Genomic DNA, 17,702 nt, shown 5'->3' with positions numbered 1-17,702 from the left:
CCGGGACTGTTACTTGCCGTAGATATCGAAGGCGAAGTACTTGTCCTGGATTTGCTTGTACTTGCCGTTCTCGCGAATGGCAGTGATCGCGGTGTTGATCTTGTCTTTCAGCGCGTCACCCTTGCGAACCGCGATACCCACGCCGTCACCGAAGTATTTGACGTCGGTGAAGGCCGGGCCAACGAAGGCGAAACCTTTGCCGGCGTCGGTTTTCAGGAAACCGTCATCCAGCAGCGTAGCGTCTGCCACGGTGCCGTCGAGGCGGCCGGCAGCGACGTCGAGATAAATTTCGTTCTGCGAGCCGTAAGGCTTGATCTCGGCACCCAGTGGGGCCAGGACTTCACGGGCGAAACGCTCGTGGATCGAACCACGTTGCACACCGATGTTTTTGCCCTTGAGCTCAGCCAGGCTGTCGCTGACTGGAGTGCCGGCCTTCATGACCAGGCGAGCCGGGGTGTTGTAGTACTTGTTGGTGAAGTCCACGGACTTCTTGCGGTCTTCAGTGATCGACATGGACGACAGGATCGCGTCGATCTTGCGCACTTTGAGTGCCGGGATCAGACCGTCGAACTCTTGCTCGACCCAAACGCACTTGACCTTCATCTCTTCGCACAGAGCGTTGCCGATGTCGTAGTCGAAACCAACGATGCTGCCGTCCGGCGCTTTGGAAGCGAACGGAGGGTAAGCCGCTTCGATACCAATTTTCAGAGGCTTTTCATCGGCGAAAGTCGGCAGGGACAGCACGGACAGTGCCAGGGCGCCAAGTAGCACGAGTTTCTTCATCTTGGGACTCCATCGGTAAAGGGCTAAAACGGCAGAGTGAGCGACAGCCCAATATGCGAGTGAGTAAAACCGCAAAGCGATGCTGCGTCGTAGGAATCGCGTGCTTTTTTCAACGCGAGCAACAACGAGCGAGTGATCGGCATTCTAACGACAGGCCCGAAGCCGATATTTCTTCAATGCGACAACTAATTACAGAAGCACCGAGAAAGCCGTTTGGGCGCGTTGACAGCCCTGCAAATTCATGCGAGAGCAAAAGACAGTAAACCGATCTATGTTGCAAATTACGGGCCTATTATTGGCAAACCCTTCTAATCCGGCAAGCGTAGCGTTGGGTCTTATTTTTTATGGCGGTTGGAGAGGCCTGATGATGGGGCTTTGCGTTTCCCAATGCCCCGTATGGGAGCGAACGGTTACACATTCAGTTACTTGAAGAGTGGCGGGTAACAGTGGGAAATCGCCTACAGGTGAAGCCGATAATTATTGGCTCACTGTTGATCGTTCCCACGCTCCGCGTGGGAATGCATCCCGTGACGCTCTGCGTCACAGCGTTCACGGCGGACGCGGAGCGTCCATGGCGGCATTCCCACGCAGAGCATGGGAACGATCAGAACGAAAAAAACCCCACCAGGCGCAATGCCGGGCGGGGCTTCGATGACTCAGGAACGGCGGGTTAAGCGACGTTCATGATCTTGTGTTCATCAATCAAATGCTGCACCACGCCCGGATCCGCCAAGGTGGAGATATCCCCCAACCCATCGTATTCAGCCGTAGCAATCTTGCGCAGAATCCGGCGCATGATTTTGCCCGAACGCGTTTTCGGCAAACCCGGTGCCCACTGGATGACATCCGGCGAGGCAATCGGACCGATCTCTTTACGTACCCAGTTTTTCAGTTCCAGGCGCAGTTGCTCGCTTGGTTCTTCGCCGCCGATCAACGTGACATAGACATAGATGCCCTGCCCTTTGATGTCGTGCGGCACACCGACCACCGCCGCTTCGGCGACTTTCGGGTGGGCGACCATCGCGCTTTCGATTTCGGCGGTGCCCATGCGGTGACCGGACACGTTGAGCACGTCATCCACGCGGCCGGTGATCCAGTAGTAACCGTCTTCGTCACGACGCGCACCGTCACCGGTGAAATACATGCCACGGAAGGTCTTGAAGTAGGTATCGACGAAGCGGTCATGGTCGCCATACAGCGTGCGCGCCTGGCCTGGCCAAGAATCGAGAATCACCAGGTTGCCCTCGGCAACGCCTTCGATGATGTTACCCAGGTTATCCACCAACGCTGGCACCACGCCGAAGAACGGACGTGCCGCAGAACCCGGCTTGAGCGCGTGCGCACCCGGCAGCGGGCTCATCAGGGTCGCGCCAGTTTCGGTCTGCCACCACGTGTCGACGATCGGGCAACGGGACTGACCGACGTTCTTGTAGTACCAGTCCCACGCTTCAGGGTTGATCGGCTCACCGACCGAACCCAACAAACGCAAGCTGCTGCCATCGGCGCCTTCAACGGCTGCCTTGCCCGACGCCATCATCGCGCGGATTGCGGTAGGGGCGGTGTAGAGAATGTTGACCTTATGCTTGTCGACGATTTTCGCCACCCGGGTGATGTCCGGGTAGTTCGGCACGCCTTCGAACAGCAAGGTGGTCGCGCCGTTGGCCAGGGGGCCATAGACGATATAGGTGTGGCCAGTGACCCAACCGACGTCGGCGGTGCACCAATAGACTTCGCCCGGACGGTAGTCGAAAACGCGCTCGTGGGTCATCGCCGCGTACAACAAGTAACCGCCGGTGGTGTGCTGCACGCCCTTCGGCTTACCGGTCGAACCGGAGGTATAAAGGATGAACAGCGCTTCTTCAGCACCCATTTCTTTCGGCGCGCACACAGTGCCCGCCACTTTCATCAGGTCTTCGTACCAGATGTCGCGATGCTGGTTCCACTTGATGTCGCCACCGGTGCGCTTGCACACAATGACTTTCTGAATGCTGCTGGTTTCCGGGTTGGTCAGCGCGTCGTCGACGTTGGACTTGAGCGGGATCTTCTTGCCGGCACGAATACCTTCGTCGGCAGTGATCACTACTTTGGATTTGCAGTCGATAATCCGGCCGGCCAGGGCTTCCGGCGAGAAACCACCGAACACTACCGAATGAATCGCGCCGATCCGGGTACACGCCAGCATGGCGACCACGGCTTCGGGGATCATCGGCATATAGATAGTCACCACGTCGCCGCGATGCACATCCTGGCCGCGCAGGGCGTTGGCGAACTTGCAGACTTCTTCATGCAGCTCGCGGTAGGTGATGTTGCGGCTTTCGGCAGGGTCATCCCCTTCCCAAATAATCGCGATTTGATCACCGCGCTCGGCCAGATGACGGTCGAGGCAATTGTAGGAAACGTTCAGGGTGCCGTCGGCGAACCATTTGATGTCGACATGGTGATCGTCGAAGGAAGTCTGTTTCACCGTGGTGAAAGGCTTGATCCAGTCGAGGCGTTTGGCTTGGTCGCGCCAGAAGCCGTCCGGGTTGACGACGGACTGCTGGTACATGGCCTTGTAGGTCGCTTCATCAGTCAACGTGTTGGCCGCAACCTCGGGACGAACGGGATACAGAGAAGCCGCACTCATCTTTCTTACCTCGGTGGAATAGTTGTTTTTGTATGACCCAGTTGTAGCCGGGCTGGGCCTATAGAACCATTCGACGATGGTAGTAACAAGCCCCTACAAAATGTGGCTATACCTCGTCAAGGCGCTCAAGGGCGGTGATTTCAGGGGCTTGATCGTTCCCACGCTCTGCGTGGGAATGCAGCCCGTGACGCTCCGCGTCACTGGACGCGGAGCGTCCCTTGAGGCATTCCCACGCTGGAGCGTGGGAACGATCATTGGCTTCATCAGCGAGACAAAGGTCGCTTTTCGGGGATTGTTACAGGATATGCCAATAGTGTTTATCAAAAGCACGCCTATATGAATGTACCGCCCCCGCCTAAAATCAGCCTCGCCAACAAGGCAACGTGATTAACCCAGTTGCAGCCCCCACGAAGGCAGTTAATCCAAAACCAGTACTTAAGTTCCACACGCAACCCCAAAAAGGTTGCGTGACCCCACTCGACCTCTAAAAGGTAAATTTGAAATGAAAGCTTTATTAGTTCTGGCCCTCAGCAGCCTGTGCGCAACCGCCATGGCAGACGAGGTCCCGACTGATGTCGCGCAGCAACAACCCGCCATCGAGGAATACACTTACTCCACTCATCTGGACATCGCCAAAATTATATCCATGAGCGAAATCCCGAACGTCTGCGAAGTTGTTCCGGCGAAAATGGAATACGAAGATTCCAAAGGTCAACGCCACATTCTGCGCTACAGCCTCATGGGTAACGGCTGCTCTAAAGGCTAATCACCCGCTCCCACACCCCCAAGGTTCGACCCACCCGCCCGCTGTTTAAGGCAGATGAAGCGCCGAACCTTACATATCGATTTATACGATTGTTTTAAGCGCTTATTTGCGATTTTTTAATCAAATTATCTGGCGTAGTATGAATTCCACACCTAAGGCACAAAACGCCAACGAACCTGGAGCCACTACCATGAAAACCAAATTGATCGTCGCCCTGACCCTCTCTGTCCTGGCCGCTAACACCTTCGCCGCTGACGGCTACGACCGCACTGGCTCGGGTGCATACACCACGCAAACGGCTGTCGCTTCTGACGGTTACGACCGTACCGGCTCTGCGTCTCTCGCCTCCGATGGCGCAGATCACGTGGGTGCCGCTCGCCTCAGCTGATCATCAAGCGTGACTTCACAGCCCGACTTCGGTCGGGCTTAGTTGTGTCTGGAGCCGTCGAAAAACGACTTAAAACACAACATATAGTGAAAAACGCGACTTTTTGGCTGTTTTTTGAACAAAAAAATGACTAGCCAAAATTTATGAAAAAAAATCTTCACTCGCGACATCCAGCCAAAGCCCTGTAAACCCTCACTCCGGCCTAAAAACGCCCCCTACCTCCCCTTCTCAGTGCCACTTCGTCGCACCACGCGACCGAAAATTTCCCTATAATGCGGCGTAAATCGGGCCTGCAATATTCCCTTACAGGGGAAACAAGCCAGTCTGAAGCCCACGCAGAAGCTGTTCACATTTTCCGCGCCCGTCAGTGGCCTCAGAACACCCGTACAAAATTCTGTTTATTGCCTGCGTTGTACTGCTGCAAAAAACGATTTCCTTTAGATCCAACGCGGCCAGTACGGTCGTGTGAAAAACCACCTATCAGTTTTCACACGGGCATCTGGCCCTCACGCAGGAGACGACACGTCATGCTGAGCTGGGACGAATTCGACAAAGAAGACAGCGGCGAAACCGTGGTAAAAGGCGCCAACGCCGGCCACGCCACTGAAGCCAACATGGACCGCCTCGACACCGCTGGCGGTGTCGCTGCTCAAGAAGCCCGCGCTGTAACCGCGTCCGACTCCGCCGCCATCGCCCGTGCCAAAGCTGCCCTGGACAACCTCGACATCGCCGAAGGCCTCGCCGAACTCGAAGGCGCCTCCGCCCGTGTTGCGGTAGACGAAAAGCGCATGATCAACTGCCGCGCCGACCTCAACCAGCTCGTCCCGTTCAAGTACGACTGGGCCTGGCAGAAGTACCTGGACGGTTGCGCAAACCACTGGATGCCGCAAGAAGTCAACATGACCGCCGACATCGCCCTCTGGAAAGACCCGGAAGGCCTGACCGACGACGAGCGCCGCATTGTCATGCGCAACCTCGGCTTCTTCTCCACCGCCGATTCCCTGGTTGCCAACAACCTGGTGCTGGCCGTGTACCGCCTGATCACCAACCCGGAATGCCGCCAGTACATCCTGCGCCAGGCGTTCGAAGAGGCGATCCACACCCACGCCTACCAGTACTGCATCGAATCGTTGGCCATGGATGAAGGCGAGATCTTCAACATGTACCACGAGATCCCATCGGTCGCGAAAAAAGCCACCTGGGGCCTGAAATACACCCGTTCGATCTCCGACCCGAAGTTCGAAACCGGCACCGTCGACACCGACAAAGAGTTGCTGCGCAACCTGATCGCCTATTACTGCGTTCTGGAAGGCATCTTCTTCTACTGCGGCTTCACCCAGATCCTCTCCATGGGCCGCCGCAACAAAATGACCGGCGTCGCCGAGCAGTTCCAATACATCCTGCGCGACGAATCCATGCACCTGAACTTCGGCATCGACGTGATCAACCAGATCAAAATCGAAAACCCGCATTTGTGGGATGCTGAGATGAAGGAAGAAGCGAGCCAGATGATTCTGCAGGGGACTCAGCTGGAGATTGAATACGCTCGGGATACTATGCCTCGTGGCGTGCTTGGCATGAACGCGGCGATGATGGAGGACTACCTCAAGTTCATCGCTAACCGTCGTTTGTCGCAGATTGGGTTGAAAGAAGAGTATCCGGGGACGACTAACCCGTTCCCTTGGATGAGCGAGATTATGGACTTGAAGAAAGAGAAGAATTTCTTTGAGACGAGAGTTATTGAGTATCAGACGGGTGGGGCGTTGAGCTGGGATTGATTCCCGAGCTCGCCGCGATTTGACGATTGCAATCTGAATCGACAAATCGAAAAAGCAAAAGCCCCGATCTGATCGGGGCTTTTTTATGGGCGATGAGTAGTCCTTTTACGCCCCTACGTCACAGCACTAAATCTCCTACAACACTTACAGCCGCTTCTGCATTGAAGCCTTCCACAAGCACCTCTAAGCTATTTTGCAGGTGCCTAAGAAACGCCCAACGTAGAAAGCTTGGCCTATCATAATCCGCGAGTCCCCCATTGGTGACTTGTGGTTTGAATGAGATGACTTTGCTCGTTGGGATTTCTTACATCCACTCTACGTTGGGGTCAGGCCCTCCAAAATCTAAACGTAGAGGTCATGGATATGCCTGAATACAACCTGCTCCGCACTCTCCTAATTTCGGAGGTCGGTCATGCTTGATACTTTTTCTATGACAGTCTTCCCTCGCCACAACCTCGCTCTGCATGCCCTTCTACTCGAAAATCAGCCATGGTTCTGCGCCCGAGATATCGGTCGTTTGATGGGGGTCCATCTGAGTGATCGCATGGTCAACAAGTTAGATAAGGATCAGCGCCGAGTTTTGTGGATTGAGTATTTCCGGCAACCGGAAAAACAGTTGTTGCTCAGTGAGTCTGGTGTGTATGCGTTGTTGGTGTATCACTACGTTCCGGGGAATCGGTTGTTGCGTGAGTGGTTAACCCATCAGGTGGTGCCGGCCTTGCGCGATGCGGAGCAGTCGGAAAACTCGGATCGGCCAATGTTGAGCTTGTTGGATTGGCCGGAGATGTCGATGAGTCTGCTGCATTGGCAGGATGAAGGTTGGATTAGGCTGCGGGACATGCCGTATCTGTTGCACGATCAGCCGCAACGAAGAGTGACGACGGTTAAGCCTTGGTGGCGGAGGTTCGTGCAGGTGTTTCAGTCGTCGAAGCATTCTATGGGTTAGGTGCTTTAGGTGCTGGGTTCATAGGATCGCTTGCGAAATCCGGAGCTATTCGTAGACAGCCTTCATGACCACTCAGTATCGTCCGAGGGTTTCAACCCTCGGCAATTGTATGGATATCCAAATTTGGAGTGATCTGGAACTGGAGGCTTCGGTCGTATCACATGCGCATTCCACGCCATCCGGCCACTCAGCCCACCAACATCCGGCCACCTATTCCACGGTCATCCGGCCGGGCAGTCGGAGCGCAGCGACGCAGGTTTGCATTGTTAGTCTGAAGTCCCTGCCGCCGTCAATTTCGTTGCGCGTCTGCGCATCGATTCGCCCTTCAGTTCGATTCGATAAGCGTTGTGCACCAGCCGGTCGAGGATCGCATCGCCCAAGGTCGGATCGCCGATCAGCGCATGCCATTTGTCCACCGGCATCTGGCTGGTGACCAGCGTCGAGCGGCTGCCGTAGCGGTCGTCCAGCAGCTCCAGCATGTCGCGCCGTTGCGCAGCGGTAAACGGCGCCAGGCCCCAGTCGTCCAGGATCAGCAAGTCGGTCTTGGCATAACCCGCCATCAATTTCGCGAAGCGGCCGTCGCCGTGGGCCAGGCCCAGCTCTTCCATCAAGCGCGGCAGGCGCAGGTAGCGCACGCTGTAGCCATCCCGACAGGCCTTGTGGGCCAGAGCGCAGGCGAGCCATGTTTTGCCTACGCCAGTCGGGCCGCCGATGATCAGGTTCAGGCCGTCGCGCAGCCACTGACCGCTGCCCAGTTGCAGGATCAGGGCCTTGTCCAGGCCGCGCGGGCTGCGGTAGTCGATGTCTTCCAGGCAGGCGTTATGGCGTAGTCGTGCGGTTTTGAGGCGAGTCGTCAGGCGTGCGTTCTCACGCTCTGTTAGCTCGCGGTCGACCATCAGGCCGAGGCGTTCGTTGAAGCTGAGATCGTTGATGTCGGGCGTTGCGTGTTGCTCGTCGAGCGCCTTGATCATGCCGTGCAGTCGCAGGGTTTGCAGCTTGTCGAGCGTTGGGTTGGGCAGCATGCTCGTGCTCCTTTTTCAGTCAGTGGTAGTAACCGGGGCCGCGCAGATTGATGTGTTCCTCGGGCAGTAACGGCAGGTTTTGCTGGGCCAGCGGCAGCCGTTCCAGCCCTCGACGCAGGATCGACTCGAGGCTTTTGTAACTGCACGCGCCCAGTGCCAGCGCACGCTGGCAAGCGGCTTCCAGCCGCTCTTCGCCGTGCTGTTTGCTCAGGCGCAGGATGCCCAGGCAGGCGCGGAAGCCGTGCTGCGGATGAATTCGGCGTTCGAGGATGTAGGCGATGACGCCGGCCGTATTCGGGCCCGTCTGCTCTGCCCAGCGGATCAGTCGCTGGGGCGTCCACTCAGCGTGTTCGCGGTGGCTCTTGGGCATGTGTTCGGTTTGGGTGGTGTGGCGGCCTTTGTGTGGCGAGCGCAGGTGGCTGGCCACACGCTGGTTGGCGTGGAAGCACTCGACGGTCTGCGCGGTCAGGCGTACTTCGAGTTGGTGCTTCACCAGCTGGTACGGCACCGAGTAGTAGTGGCCATCGACCTCGACGTGGTAGTCGATGTGTACCCGCACCTTTTTCCATTCGGCGTAGACATACGGATGTTCCGGCAGCGGTTGCAGCGCGGGCTGGTCGATGGTCTCGAAGGCTGACCGGCGTGAGCCGGGCAGCTTCTTGAAGGGCTTCTGGTTGAGGCGATCCAGCAGCAGTCCGATTGCTGTGTTGAGTTCGCCCAGCGAGAAGAACTGGCGGTTGCGCAGCACCGCCAGGATCCAGCGCTCGACCACTTGCACGCCGACTTCGACCTTGGCTTTGTCCCGAGGCTTGCGAGATCTGGCAGGCAACACGGCCACGCCGTAATGCTCGGCGAGGTCGCGATAACTGGGGTTGATGTCGGGCTCGTAACGATGCGCTTTGGTAACGCCGCTGCGCAGATTATCCGGTACCAGGATCTGCGATGTACCTCCGAGAAAGGCGAAGCAGCGCACGTGCGAGCCCAGCCAGTCGGGCTGTTTCTGCGACCAGGTGGCCTCGGCGAAGCTGTAGCTGGACGCGCCGAGGACGGCGACGAAGATCTGGGTCTGGCGGATCTCGCCGGTTCGCCGATCAATGACCGGCACGGTCTGGCCGGCATAATCGACAAACAGCTTTTCGCCGGCACGGTGTTCCTGGCGCATGACCACGTCGACCTTGGCGGCCCAGAGGCGGTAGTGCTCGCAGAACCAGCTGTACTGGAAGCCTTGCGGGTGGCTGAGTCGATACTCTTGCCAGAGCAAAGCCAGGGTTACGCCGGGGTGGCGTAATTCAGCGTGGACATGAGCCCAATCAGGCATCGGCCGTTGATCGCTGGGGAGGTCGGGTGGTGGTGGGTAAAGACACTGCTGCAACTGCGCATCGCTCGCTGCGAACGGCCAAGTCAGCCCGCTGGCAGCAAAGCGATTGAGGTAATCACCGATGGTTGCGCGCCCCACTTGCAAGCTGACCGCGATCTGGCGAGCAGACAGGCCAACCTCGAACTTGAGACGTAGCACTTCCTTAATTTTACGCATGGATAACCGCTCCACGACGACCTCTCTGCTTCGATAAAAGAGGTCGATGGTAGTGAATTAATCCTGCGTTGCTGCCTGCCTTTTGGGTGGCCGGATCATCGTGGAATCGGTGGCCAGATGTTCATGGAATGGGTGGCCGGATGCTCGTGGAATCCGCAATCACAAGTGAATCCCCATAAATTTCGCTGCAAGCCTCCTTTTACACCACCTAGCTAACTTTGATTAAATCGTCGAAAACCCAACGACCATTGAGAAGGCCTTTCAGTTGCTCAACGCTCAGTAACTGTTCGGGCTTCCTATGAACAACAGCGTGGCAATTTGCACAGAGTGGGATCAAGTCAGTCGCGGGATCGACAACCTGGACCTCGTCAAATTCGGAAATGGGCTTCACGTGGTGTACATGGATAAAACCTTTTGCATGCGCGCCATACGCTGTCTCAAAGTCGAAATCACAGGCTTTGCATCGAAGCCCATGAATAGCGATTGCCTGACGCCTAAGCTTTGGACAGCGCTCATACCTCACACCGTAATAGGTGATTTTTTTCCCTTCAGTCCCAATAACTCTCGTCTCAAACTCATGTGCAATATCGATTGGACTGAAGTCGTCGATCTGCTCCGACTTCAGCACCGCATGAGAGCAGATGCCGTCAAACACCGTCTGGTCAATTATCCGGACCCCATTACGCCAATAATTACTCTTCAGTTTTACAGGAATCTGCTCGAGGTATTCACCGTCAAGCTTGATTGGAACTGCAGACTCAAAAGGCCTGTAGCCCTCAATAACAGCGAACAAATCACCCTGCGTGCTGTTCTCATCCGCATGTACCTTTCCTATTCGAGCAACACCAAAATAATGGGGGTTGGTACTCAGACGCTGATTCGAAAAAGCCTTGTTTGTCATCTTCCCTTTGTAATACAGCACCGCCGTTCCTTCGGTAAGAATCGATCGGTACTGCTTCGGGAAGTGGTAACAGACTCCTGTTTCATCGGCCCACTTCGATTCATCATTTTCGGCAATGACAGCTGGCATCCACTCATCCTCTTATCAGAGGATGAAGACTACCAAATTTAACGAAAACTCCTACACGATTGACGGAACGCCCTCACAGCTAATTCGAAACAAAACTTCGAGATCAGCGTTGATAAATGTGTCGTGCCTGCATTCCTCACAAGGCTATGACGTTGTCCGAAAATGAAGATGTTGGCGCGACCATGATGAGAATTAACAGGTGCACCATCACGCACCTCCCGCTATTAATACGCCACTCTTCTCTCACGGTCCCGAGCCCACCATGAAATTCGACCTCGCCTACTGCCTCAGCCTCGACGACAAGCTGTCGATCTATGACGTGCGCGATTTGAATTTCGACGAGACGATGGAGTTCGATTCCGCCAAGGAACACTTCCAGTGCCCCAACGATGCCTGCCGTTTCGCGTTCGATGCGGCGAATGTGTTGACGACGTTCAACGCCAAGAATGTGAATTACGTTCGTACACCGCACTTCAAGAACACGCCCAGCACCCGCCATGTTGCGGATTGCCCTTATGTCAGTCTCAAGGCGCAGGCTTCGGGTGTGGACGACGCGGAAACGGATGACAGTCGCGAGGAGCATTTCCCGTCGGAGTTGTTGCTGACTCGGCGTGAGTATGTGCGCAAGCCGTTGAGCCCAGCAGTGGCGGAGGATGTCATGCGGGACGTTCCGAAACCCTCTTCAGCGGCCAGTAATGTCGAACACCCGAGTAGCGAGTCGGCGCCAGACAAGACCAGTGTCTTCGCCCACCCGGTGGAGTGTTTTGTGTCGAACTTCGAGGACAAGGATCTGCTCAAGCGCATGCCGCTGAAGATTGGCGAGCACACGGCGCCGTACGGGTCGTTCTTCAAGAAGATCGAATATCTGCAGGACAACAAGGGGCTGATTTACTGGGGCAAGATCAAGGAGATCAAGGATTACACGCAGAGCTTTCGCATCGACTTCGAACAAAAGGTCTGGTTCAAGCAACCGGACGAGGCGAAGAAGAAGCCTTACTCGGTCAACGTTTACCTGAGCAAAAAGCTGATCGACAACTACCGCAAGCGCAAGGCGTTTCTGGAAGAGATCAAACACGCCAGTGAGAGCGGGAAAGAGTTGTATTGCTTTTTCTACGGCGTGACGCCGGAACTGAAGCAGGTACCGAGCAAGAAAAACCCCGAGAAGACGTTCGGGGTGTTCAGTGCGAATATCGAGAACCTGGATCACTTTATTGTTCGGGATGCACCAGGGTTAGAGAGTAAGTAGTCTGTTCCACAGCTTTACTGCAACGGCTCATGCGCTTGCTGAAGCTGCCTTACGACCTCCCGAATCTCCCGTTTCGCTTCCTTGTGCCGCTTACGGGCTGCTTGAATGCCAAGCTCATCAAGGCCGCTGTAACGGCTTAACCAGTGAACGATCATTTCCTCATCCGGGTAGAAGTAATCCTTGTGTGCTTTACCGCCTCTCGGGTAGTTGTTCATGTCGGTATCGAAGCGGCCTGCCGAGAACTCGTCAGGGGGTAAAGAACCTCGTTCGGCAGCACATCCCTCAAACACCCAGGCGATGTCATTGATGTGTTTCTGCGCACCGCGATGTCCGCGTTTGTAAAACACGTACTCGCGACAACTCTCTTGGAATCGCTCCGCTATCAGTTCGTCGTTGAACCAACGAAGTATGTCGTGTTGCCCCGCATGCTGAATCACGCCGTTTATCCAGCGCTCGGAAAAACGTTGAAGGAAACCTTCGATGTCCGCTTTTTTCGCGTCCGCAAAAATCATGCAATAACGAGTTTTTACGTGAATGACGTACAACACATGCTTGCGTTGAACAGTGACGGCGTGAACCAGCCACTGTTCGGCTGACTCATCAGGCACATCATCTTCAATGACGGACGATGGCGGTTTGGCCACCGGGCTGATTTTTTTACCCTTGTGCACGCGGCTGAAGAAGTGACTTGCCGCTTCGGTGCAATTGAAGATCCACATCCATCGTTCTCTTATAAAGGGCTGGTGATAACCGTTTTCAGTCCTGCCGCACGATCTCTTCAACCCATTCAAGCTCGTAGGGCTGGCGAATGACATCCGAGATGTAGCCCAGCGCATCTTCACTGAGCACTGATAACTCTGCGTCGGTCAGCAAGTCATGCATGACAAACAACCTTAAAGCGGTGAGAGCACTGGAGCGGGATTGGCTGTGATGGTCAAAGGCTCGGGCCATGTCCTTGTTCCGATCATGGATCAAGCCATAGAGCATTCCATATCGAGCGTGAGCAGACAGCGCCCCGTGCAGGGTAATGGCTTTTGCATCGGCAAGAACGCCTTGGCAAAATCGATCGAGCGCAATCTTGCGCAGTTCCTTGAATTTCTTCCAGTCGCTTTCGAGGATCGACATGACATTCTCCCGAGTGAAATCTTGAACAATGCGAAGACGTATTCTTGCGACTAAAGCTAACGATTCCAACCCTACGTGGCGCACATGCTCAGCATCACCAGAACTAGCAAACCAATATACACCCGCGCATGGATTCGATCCGGTATCCGCCCAATCCAAGGCGTGGCCAGCCGAATCCCCACCAGCGATCCCACCGTCAAAACCGCAAACGCCAGCACATCCACATAACCGATAAACCACGGCCCCAGATCAAACTCGGTGAAACCGGCCATGGCCATGTAAGTCAGCGTCCCGGCCAGCGCCACGGGCAAACTTAGCGGATTGGCCATGGACGTCGCCTGGGACATGCTCAACCCACAACGCCGCAACATCGGCACGGTCATGACGCTGCCGCCTACGCCGAGAAAGGTAGCGATAGCGCCGATTCCTACACCACCGCCAGACACTTCTGCCTTTCCCAATCGTCGTGGGATTGCGGTGTCGGACGCTGTAAGAAAGCCGCGTCGTAACAGGCAATCCGCAATGGTCACGCCCAGGTAAGCGATGAACGCATAGCGAATCACCTCGCCACTTGCCCACATCGCCGCTACGGCGCCGACTACCGCGCCCACGCTTATAAACCCGCCCCACGGCCACAGGTAATGGCGAATGAGGTTACCGGCGCGGCGGTGTCTTCCGGTGGCGATCGTTGCGTTGACGATCATGACGCAGGTCGAGGTAGCCACAGCAATGTGCATTGCCGATTGGCCGACGGGGTTGTCTGTGCCGTGACTGGCCATGAGCATGCGGTACAGCAATGGCACGACGACGAAGCCGCCACCGAAACCGAACAGCACCGCGGTGATGCCGGTCATGCAGCCGAAGAGTGCCAGCAGGAGATAGAGCATTGCGTGTCGTCCTTTGGTTGAGATCGGTCGACGATAGAACGATGCGCCTTGGCCTGCTTCAGCAAGTCAGCCAATAATGTTTGCGCTTACGCCAACCGCTGGGGCTGTTCGATGCGCAATGTTTCGATTGATCTGCTGGACCACACGCCACGGCCGGTGGTGGCCATCGGTACGGATTATTCCCACGGCCATTCGTTGCCTCGTCATACGCATCGGCGGGCGCAATTGCTGTACGGCGCCACCGGGGTAATGCAGGTCAGCACGCATGACGGCAACTGGGTGGTGCCGCCGCAGCGGGCGGTGTGGATTCCGCCGGGGGTGGCGCATGAAGTGCTGATGCTGGGGGTGAGCACGCGCAGTGTGTATATCGAACCGGCGGTGGTGGATCTGGGGGATCGCTGCCAGGTGATCAGCGTTTCGCCGTTGATGCGGCATTTGCTGATGGAGGCGGTGGAAATCCCGCTGGAGTATGACGAGCGCGGGCGCGACGGTACGTTGATCGGCTTGCTGCTGCATGAACTTGGGCGCAGCACTCACCTGCCGTTGCACATTCCGCTGCCCGTCGATGCGCGGCTGCTCGCGTTGTGCCAGGGCTTTGTGCAGCAACCCGACGCTCATCAGTCGCCCCAGCAATGGGCCGATCAGTTGCATATAAGCCTGCGTACTTTCAATCGCTTGTTCCGCCAACAAACTGGCCTGAGTTTCAGCCAATGGCGGCAGCGGGCCTGCGTGGTGCTGGCTCTGGCGCGGCTGGTGGTGGGCGAACCGGTAACGCGCATTGCCCTGGATTTTGGCTATGACAGCCCGGCGGCGTTCTCGACGATGTTTCGTCGTGTGCTGGGGCAGGCACCGTCCGTCTGGTTGGAGGGGGCGAAATAGCGACCTCGCGACCACTAAAGCCAATCACGCGCCTAGTGCAGAACCTGTGGGAGCGTGGCTTGCCCGCGAAGAATGCACCGCGGTTTTTCAGGTATTACGCGTCATCGTTCTTCGCGGGCAAGCCACGCTCCCACAGGTACTGGTACTGCGCTTGGCACTTCATTTTCTTTACTGATCGGTCTTAGCCACTGCCATATTCTTACAGCAACTCAAAACTCTGCGCCTTCACATCCTGAGAATCCAGACCGATCTGCACCTGGAACTCGCCCGGCTCGGCGGCGTATTCCAACTGAGCGTTGAAGAACTTCAAGTCGTTCTCATCAATGCTGAAGTGGACCGCTGTCTCTTCTCCGGCCTTGAGCATGATTTTTTTAAAGTTCTTCAGTTCTTTGACCGGACGGCTGAGGGAGCCAACGACATCGCGGATATACAGCTGAACCACTGTTTCGCCGTCGCGCTGGCCGATATTCTTCACCATGACGCTGGCGACGAGCTTGTCGGTCTTGTTCAGTGTGGTCGAAGACAGGGCCATGTCGGTCAGGCTGAAATCGGTATAACTCAGCCCATAGCCGAAGGGATAAAGCGGACCATGGGATTGATCGAAATATTGAGACGTGTAGTTGCGAGGCCCACCCGGCAGGTAGGGGCGGCCGGTGTTCAAATGGCTGTAGTAATTGGGGATCTGCCCCACGGAGCGTGGAAAGGTGATGGGTAATTTGCCGGAGGGGTTGTAGTCACCGAACAAGACATCGGCAACGGCGTTGCCTCCCTCAGAGCCGCTGTACCAGGTTTCCAGAATTGCATCGGCCTGCTTCTGCTCCTTGCCGATGGAAAGTGGCCGACCGTTCATCAATACCAGTACCAGCGGCTTGCCGGTGGCTTTCAGGGCGGTAATCAATTCACTCTGGCGTCCTGGCAGATCGAGGCTGGTTCGACTGGCCGCTTCATGAGACATACTGCGGGGCTCACCCACTACTGCAATCACAACATCGGCTTGTTGTGCAGCCTTGACCGCTTCGTCAATCATTTCTGCTGCCGGACGAGCGTCGTTCTCGATTTCGGACGCTCCCAGGTATTTGATAACCTCTTGATCCTCCGTGAGATTGACGCCTCGGGCATAGATCAGCGAGCCCTTGTCCATAGCGCTTTTCAGCCCGTCGTAGATCGTCACCGATTGCGAGGGCACGCCGCTTGCGGACCAACTGCCCATGATGTCGACGGTACTTTTTGCCAACGGGCCTATGAGCGCGATCACACCCTCTTTTTTTAGCGGCAAGAGCCCGTTTTCATTCTTCAGCAGCACCAATGTCTTGCGTGCCACTTCACGGGCCGGCGCTCTGTGCAGACGGTTTTCGGCATTGTTATCAGCGGGGTCTTCACTGGCAACGCCGATGCGCCGGTAAGGGTCTTCGAACAGCCCCATGTCATACTTGGCCCCCAGGACTTCCCGCACTGCGTTATCGATATTGCTCTGGGAAACAGCGCCAGACTCAAGCAGCCCGGGTAGCTCCGGACCATAGGAGAAGTCGTTCATGCTCATATCAACACCGGCCCTGATCGCGAGCCTGGCCGCTTCGCGGTGATTCTTCGCAACACCATGTTGAACCAGATCGTTTATCCCATTGTGGTCGCTGATGACCAGCCCCTTGAAGCCCCATGCTTTGCGAAGCAGGTCTTGCATCAACCATGCATTGGAAGCGGCTGGCACGCCATTTATCGAGTTAAGCGCCACCATCATTGCTCCCGCGCCACCCTCAATCGCCGAACGATAAGGTGGCAGGTAGTCCTGGTGCATTCTGGCCAGGCCCATGTCGACGCTGTTGTAGTCGCGTCCACCTTCGACAGCACCATACAACGCGAAGTGTTTGGCGCTGGCCATGATGCTGTCGGGTGCACTCAGGCTTTTGCCCTGGTAGGCCTGAACCATCACTTTAGCGATGCGCGAAACCAGATAGGTGTCTTCGCCGAAGCCTTCGGACGTGCGCCCCCAGCGAGGATCACGGGCGATATCTATCATCGGAGCAAAGGTCAAATCGATACCGTCCGCACTGGCTTCTTTCGCCGCCGTTCGACCGCTCAACTCAATGGCGTCCATATCCCAGCTGGAGGCCAGCGCCAGGCCAATGGGAAAAATGGTCCGATGGCCGTGTATCACGTCCCAGCCAAAAAACATCGGTATTTTCAGGCGGCTTTGTTGAGCCGCGTCCTGCATGGGTCGGTTTACGTAACGGCTCACAGAGCCGTACGTACCCCCGATTCGCCCGGCGGTGATCTCTTGGCGCATCCTTTCGGGAGTCATCTTTTCATCAATAGCGATCAGCCGCAGTTGGCCGATCTTTTCCTCCTGCGTCATCTGATTTATCAGGTGGGTGACAAAGACATCTTTGTTTGACGATTCCATATCGGCCAGGGCCGGCAGACTCGTAAAACCGATCAGGGCACACAGCAGACGTAATCTTTTCATGATTGCCTTCCCTGTGACGCATATCACCTGCTTGCCTTTGAAACGCCACCTTTCCTTGTGTTGAAAATCAGAAAGCTGACGTTCAAACATTGCTGCTGACGGGGGCTGAAAGCCGCTGGGCTTTCAGGATCCCGCATAGAAATAGCGTAGTCGCTCCGACGCTCCTGCCTGAGAGAAAGAATAGAACCGATCAAAAAATGCGTTTGATCCGGGCTCAAAACAACTGTA

14 protein-coding genes and 1 pseudogene are annotated in these 17,702 nt (G+C 56.1%); 6 read left to right on the top strand and 9 right to left on the bottom strand.

The features are described 5' to 3' along the window. Positions 1 to 9 precede the first annotated feature (9 nt). Positions 10 to 783, bottom strand: coding sequence for an ABC transporter substrate-binding protein (locus ACYZTR_RS07775; RefSeq protein WP_008154331.1), 774 nt, complete (start codon positions 781 to 783; stop codon positions 10 to 12). Between the two features lie 670 nt (positions 784 to 1,453). Beyond that, positions 1,454 to 3,409, bottom strand: a complete 1,956-nt coding sequence (acs, locus tag ACYZTR_RS07770; protein WP_461977773.1) for an acetate--CoA ligase — start codon at positions 3,407 to 3,409, stop codon at positions 1,454 to 1,456. A 502-nt stretch (positions 3,410 to 3,911) separates the two neighbouring features. Between acs and ACYZTR_RS07765 the strand changes: the two genes are divergently transcribed. The 4 genes and pseudogenes from ACYZTR_RS07765 to ACYZTR_RS07750 all read left to right on the top strand — a co-directional run bounded on the left by ACYZTR_RS07765 (position 3,912) and on the right by ACYZTR_RS07750 (position 7,287). After that, positions 3,912 to 4,175: a DUF2790 domain-containing protein gene (locus ACYZTR_RS07765; protein WP_461977771.1), complete on the top strand. Its 264-nt coding sequence runs from the start codon at positions 3,912 to 3,914 to the stop codon at positions 4,173 to 4,175. 190 nt (positions 4,176 to 4,365) lie between these two features. Beyond that, positions 4,366 to 4,560: pseudogene (locus ACYZTR_RS07760) on the top strand (hypothetical protein); the annotation flags it as partial. Between the two features lie 530 nt (positions 4,561 to 5,090). Next, positions 5,091 to 6,341 (top strand): ribonucleotide-diphosphate reductase subunit beta, encoded by a 1,251-nt coding sequence (locus ACYZTR_RS07755; RefSeq protein ID WP_150657174.1) that lies wholly within the window; start codon positions 5,091 to 5,093, stop codon positions 6,339 to 6,341. Positions 6,342 to 6,753: 412 nt separating this feature from the next. Beyond that, on the top strand, positions 6,754 to 7,287 hold the full coding sequence (locus ACYZTR_RS07750; RefSeq protein ID WP_461977769.1) for a BRO-N domain-containing protein: 534 nt from the start codon (positions 6,754 to 6,756) through the stop codon (positions 7,285 to 7,287). Between the two features lie 266 nt (positions 7,288 to 7,553). On the opposite strand, the gene istB is transcribed toward ACYZTR_RS07750, so the two are convergent. From istB to ACYZTR_RS07735, 3 genes are all read right to left on the bottom strand, one after another. After that, positions 7,554 to 8,309: an IS21-like element ISPsy14 family helper ATPase IstB gene (gene istB, locus ACYZTR_RS07745; RefSeq protein WP_461977767.1), complete on the bottom strand. Its 756-nt coding sequence runs from the start codon at positions 8,307 to 8,309 to the stop codon at positions 7,554 to 7,556. A 19-nt stretch (positions 8,310 to 8,328) separates the two neighbouring features. Beyond that, complete coding sequence (gene istA, locus ACYZTR_RS07740) at positions 8,329 to 9,843, bottom strand: IS21 family transposase (RefSeq protein ID WP_461977766.1); 1,515 nt, start codon at positions 9,841 to 9,843, stop codon at positions 8,329 to 8,331. A gap of 208 nt (positions 9,844 to 10,051) precedes the next feature. Continuing rightward, positions 10,052 to 10,873 (bottom strand): HNH endonuclease, encoded by an 822-nt coding sequence (locus ACYZTR_RS07735; protein WP_461977764.1) that lies wholly within the window; start codon positions 10,871 to 10,873, stop codon positions 10,052 to 10,054. A gap of 262 nt (positions 10,874 to 11,135) precedes the next feature. On the opposite strand from ACYZTR_RS07735, the gene ACYZTR_RS07730 reads away from it, so the two are divergent. After that, entirely contained in the window at positions 11,136 to 12,119 is a 984-nt protein-coding gene (locus ACYZTR_RS07730) for a hypothetical protein (RefSeq protein WP_461977762.1), read from the top strand. Positions 12,120 to 12,133: 14 nt separating this feature from the next. Here ACYZTR_RS07730 and ACYZTR_RS07725 read toward each other — a convergent pair whose 3' ends face one another. The 3 genes from ACYZTR_RS07725 to ACYZTR_RS07715 all read right to left on the bottom strand — a co-directional run bounded on the left by ACYZTR_RS07725 (position 12,134) and on the right by ACYZTR_RS07715 (position 14,131). Next, on the bottom strand, positions 12,134 to 12,838 hold the full coding sequence (locus ACYZTR_RS07725) for a DUF6933 domain-containing protein (protein ID WP_449643426.1): 705 nt from the start codon (positions 12,836 to 12,838) through the stop codon (positions 12,134 to 12,136). 37 nt (positions 12,839 to 12,875) lie between these two features. Further along, positions 12,876 to 13,244: a hypothetical protein gene (locus ACYZTR_RS07720; protein WP_461977760.1), complete on the bottom strand. Its 369-nt coding sequence runs from the start codon at positions 13,242 to 13,244 to the stop codon at positions 12,876 to 12,878. Between the two features lie 71 nt (positions 13,245 to 13,315). Further along, entirely contained in the window at positions 13,316 to 14,131 is an 816-nt protein-coding gene (locus ACYZTR_RS07715; RefSeq protein WP_461977758.1) for a sulfite exporter TauE/SafE family protein, read from the bottom strand. A gap of 111 nt (positions 14,132 to 14,242) precedes the next feature. On the opposite strand from ACYZTR_RS07715, the gene ACYZTR_RS07710 reads away from it, so the two are divergent. Continuing rightward, positions 14,243 to 15,010 carry an AraC family transcriptional regulator gene (locus ACYZTR_RS07710; protein ID WP_461977756.1) on the top strand — a complete coding sequence of 256 codons (768 nt, stop codon included), beginning with the start codon at positions 14,243 to 14,245 and terminating at the stop codon, positions 15,008 to 15,010. Between the two features lie 199 nt (positions 15,011 to 15,209). Here ACYZTR_RS07710 and bglX read toward each other — a convergent pair whose 3' ends face one another. After that, the gene (gene bglX, locus ACYZTR_RS07705; RefSeq protein WP_461977754.1) at positions 15,210 to 17,474 is read right to left on the bottom strand and encodes a beta-glucosidase BglX; all 2,265 of its coding nucleotides are present in this window, start codon (positions 17,472 to 17,474) and stop codon (positions 15,210 to 15,212) included. Positions 17,475 to 17,702: the final 228 nt, after the last annotated feature.

The sequence above is a fragment of the Pseudomonas sp. Hz4 genome (assembly GCF_054898165.1).
This window is presented reverse-complemented; position numbering and strand designations above follow the sequence as displayed.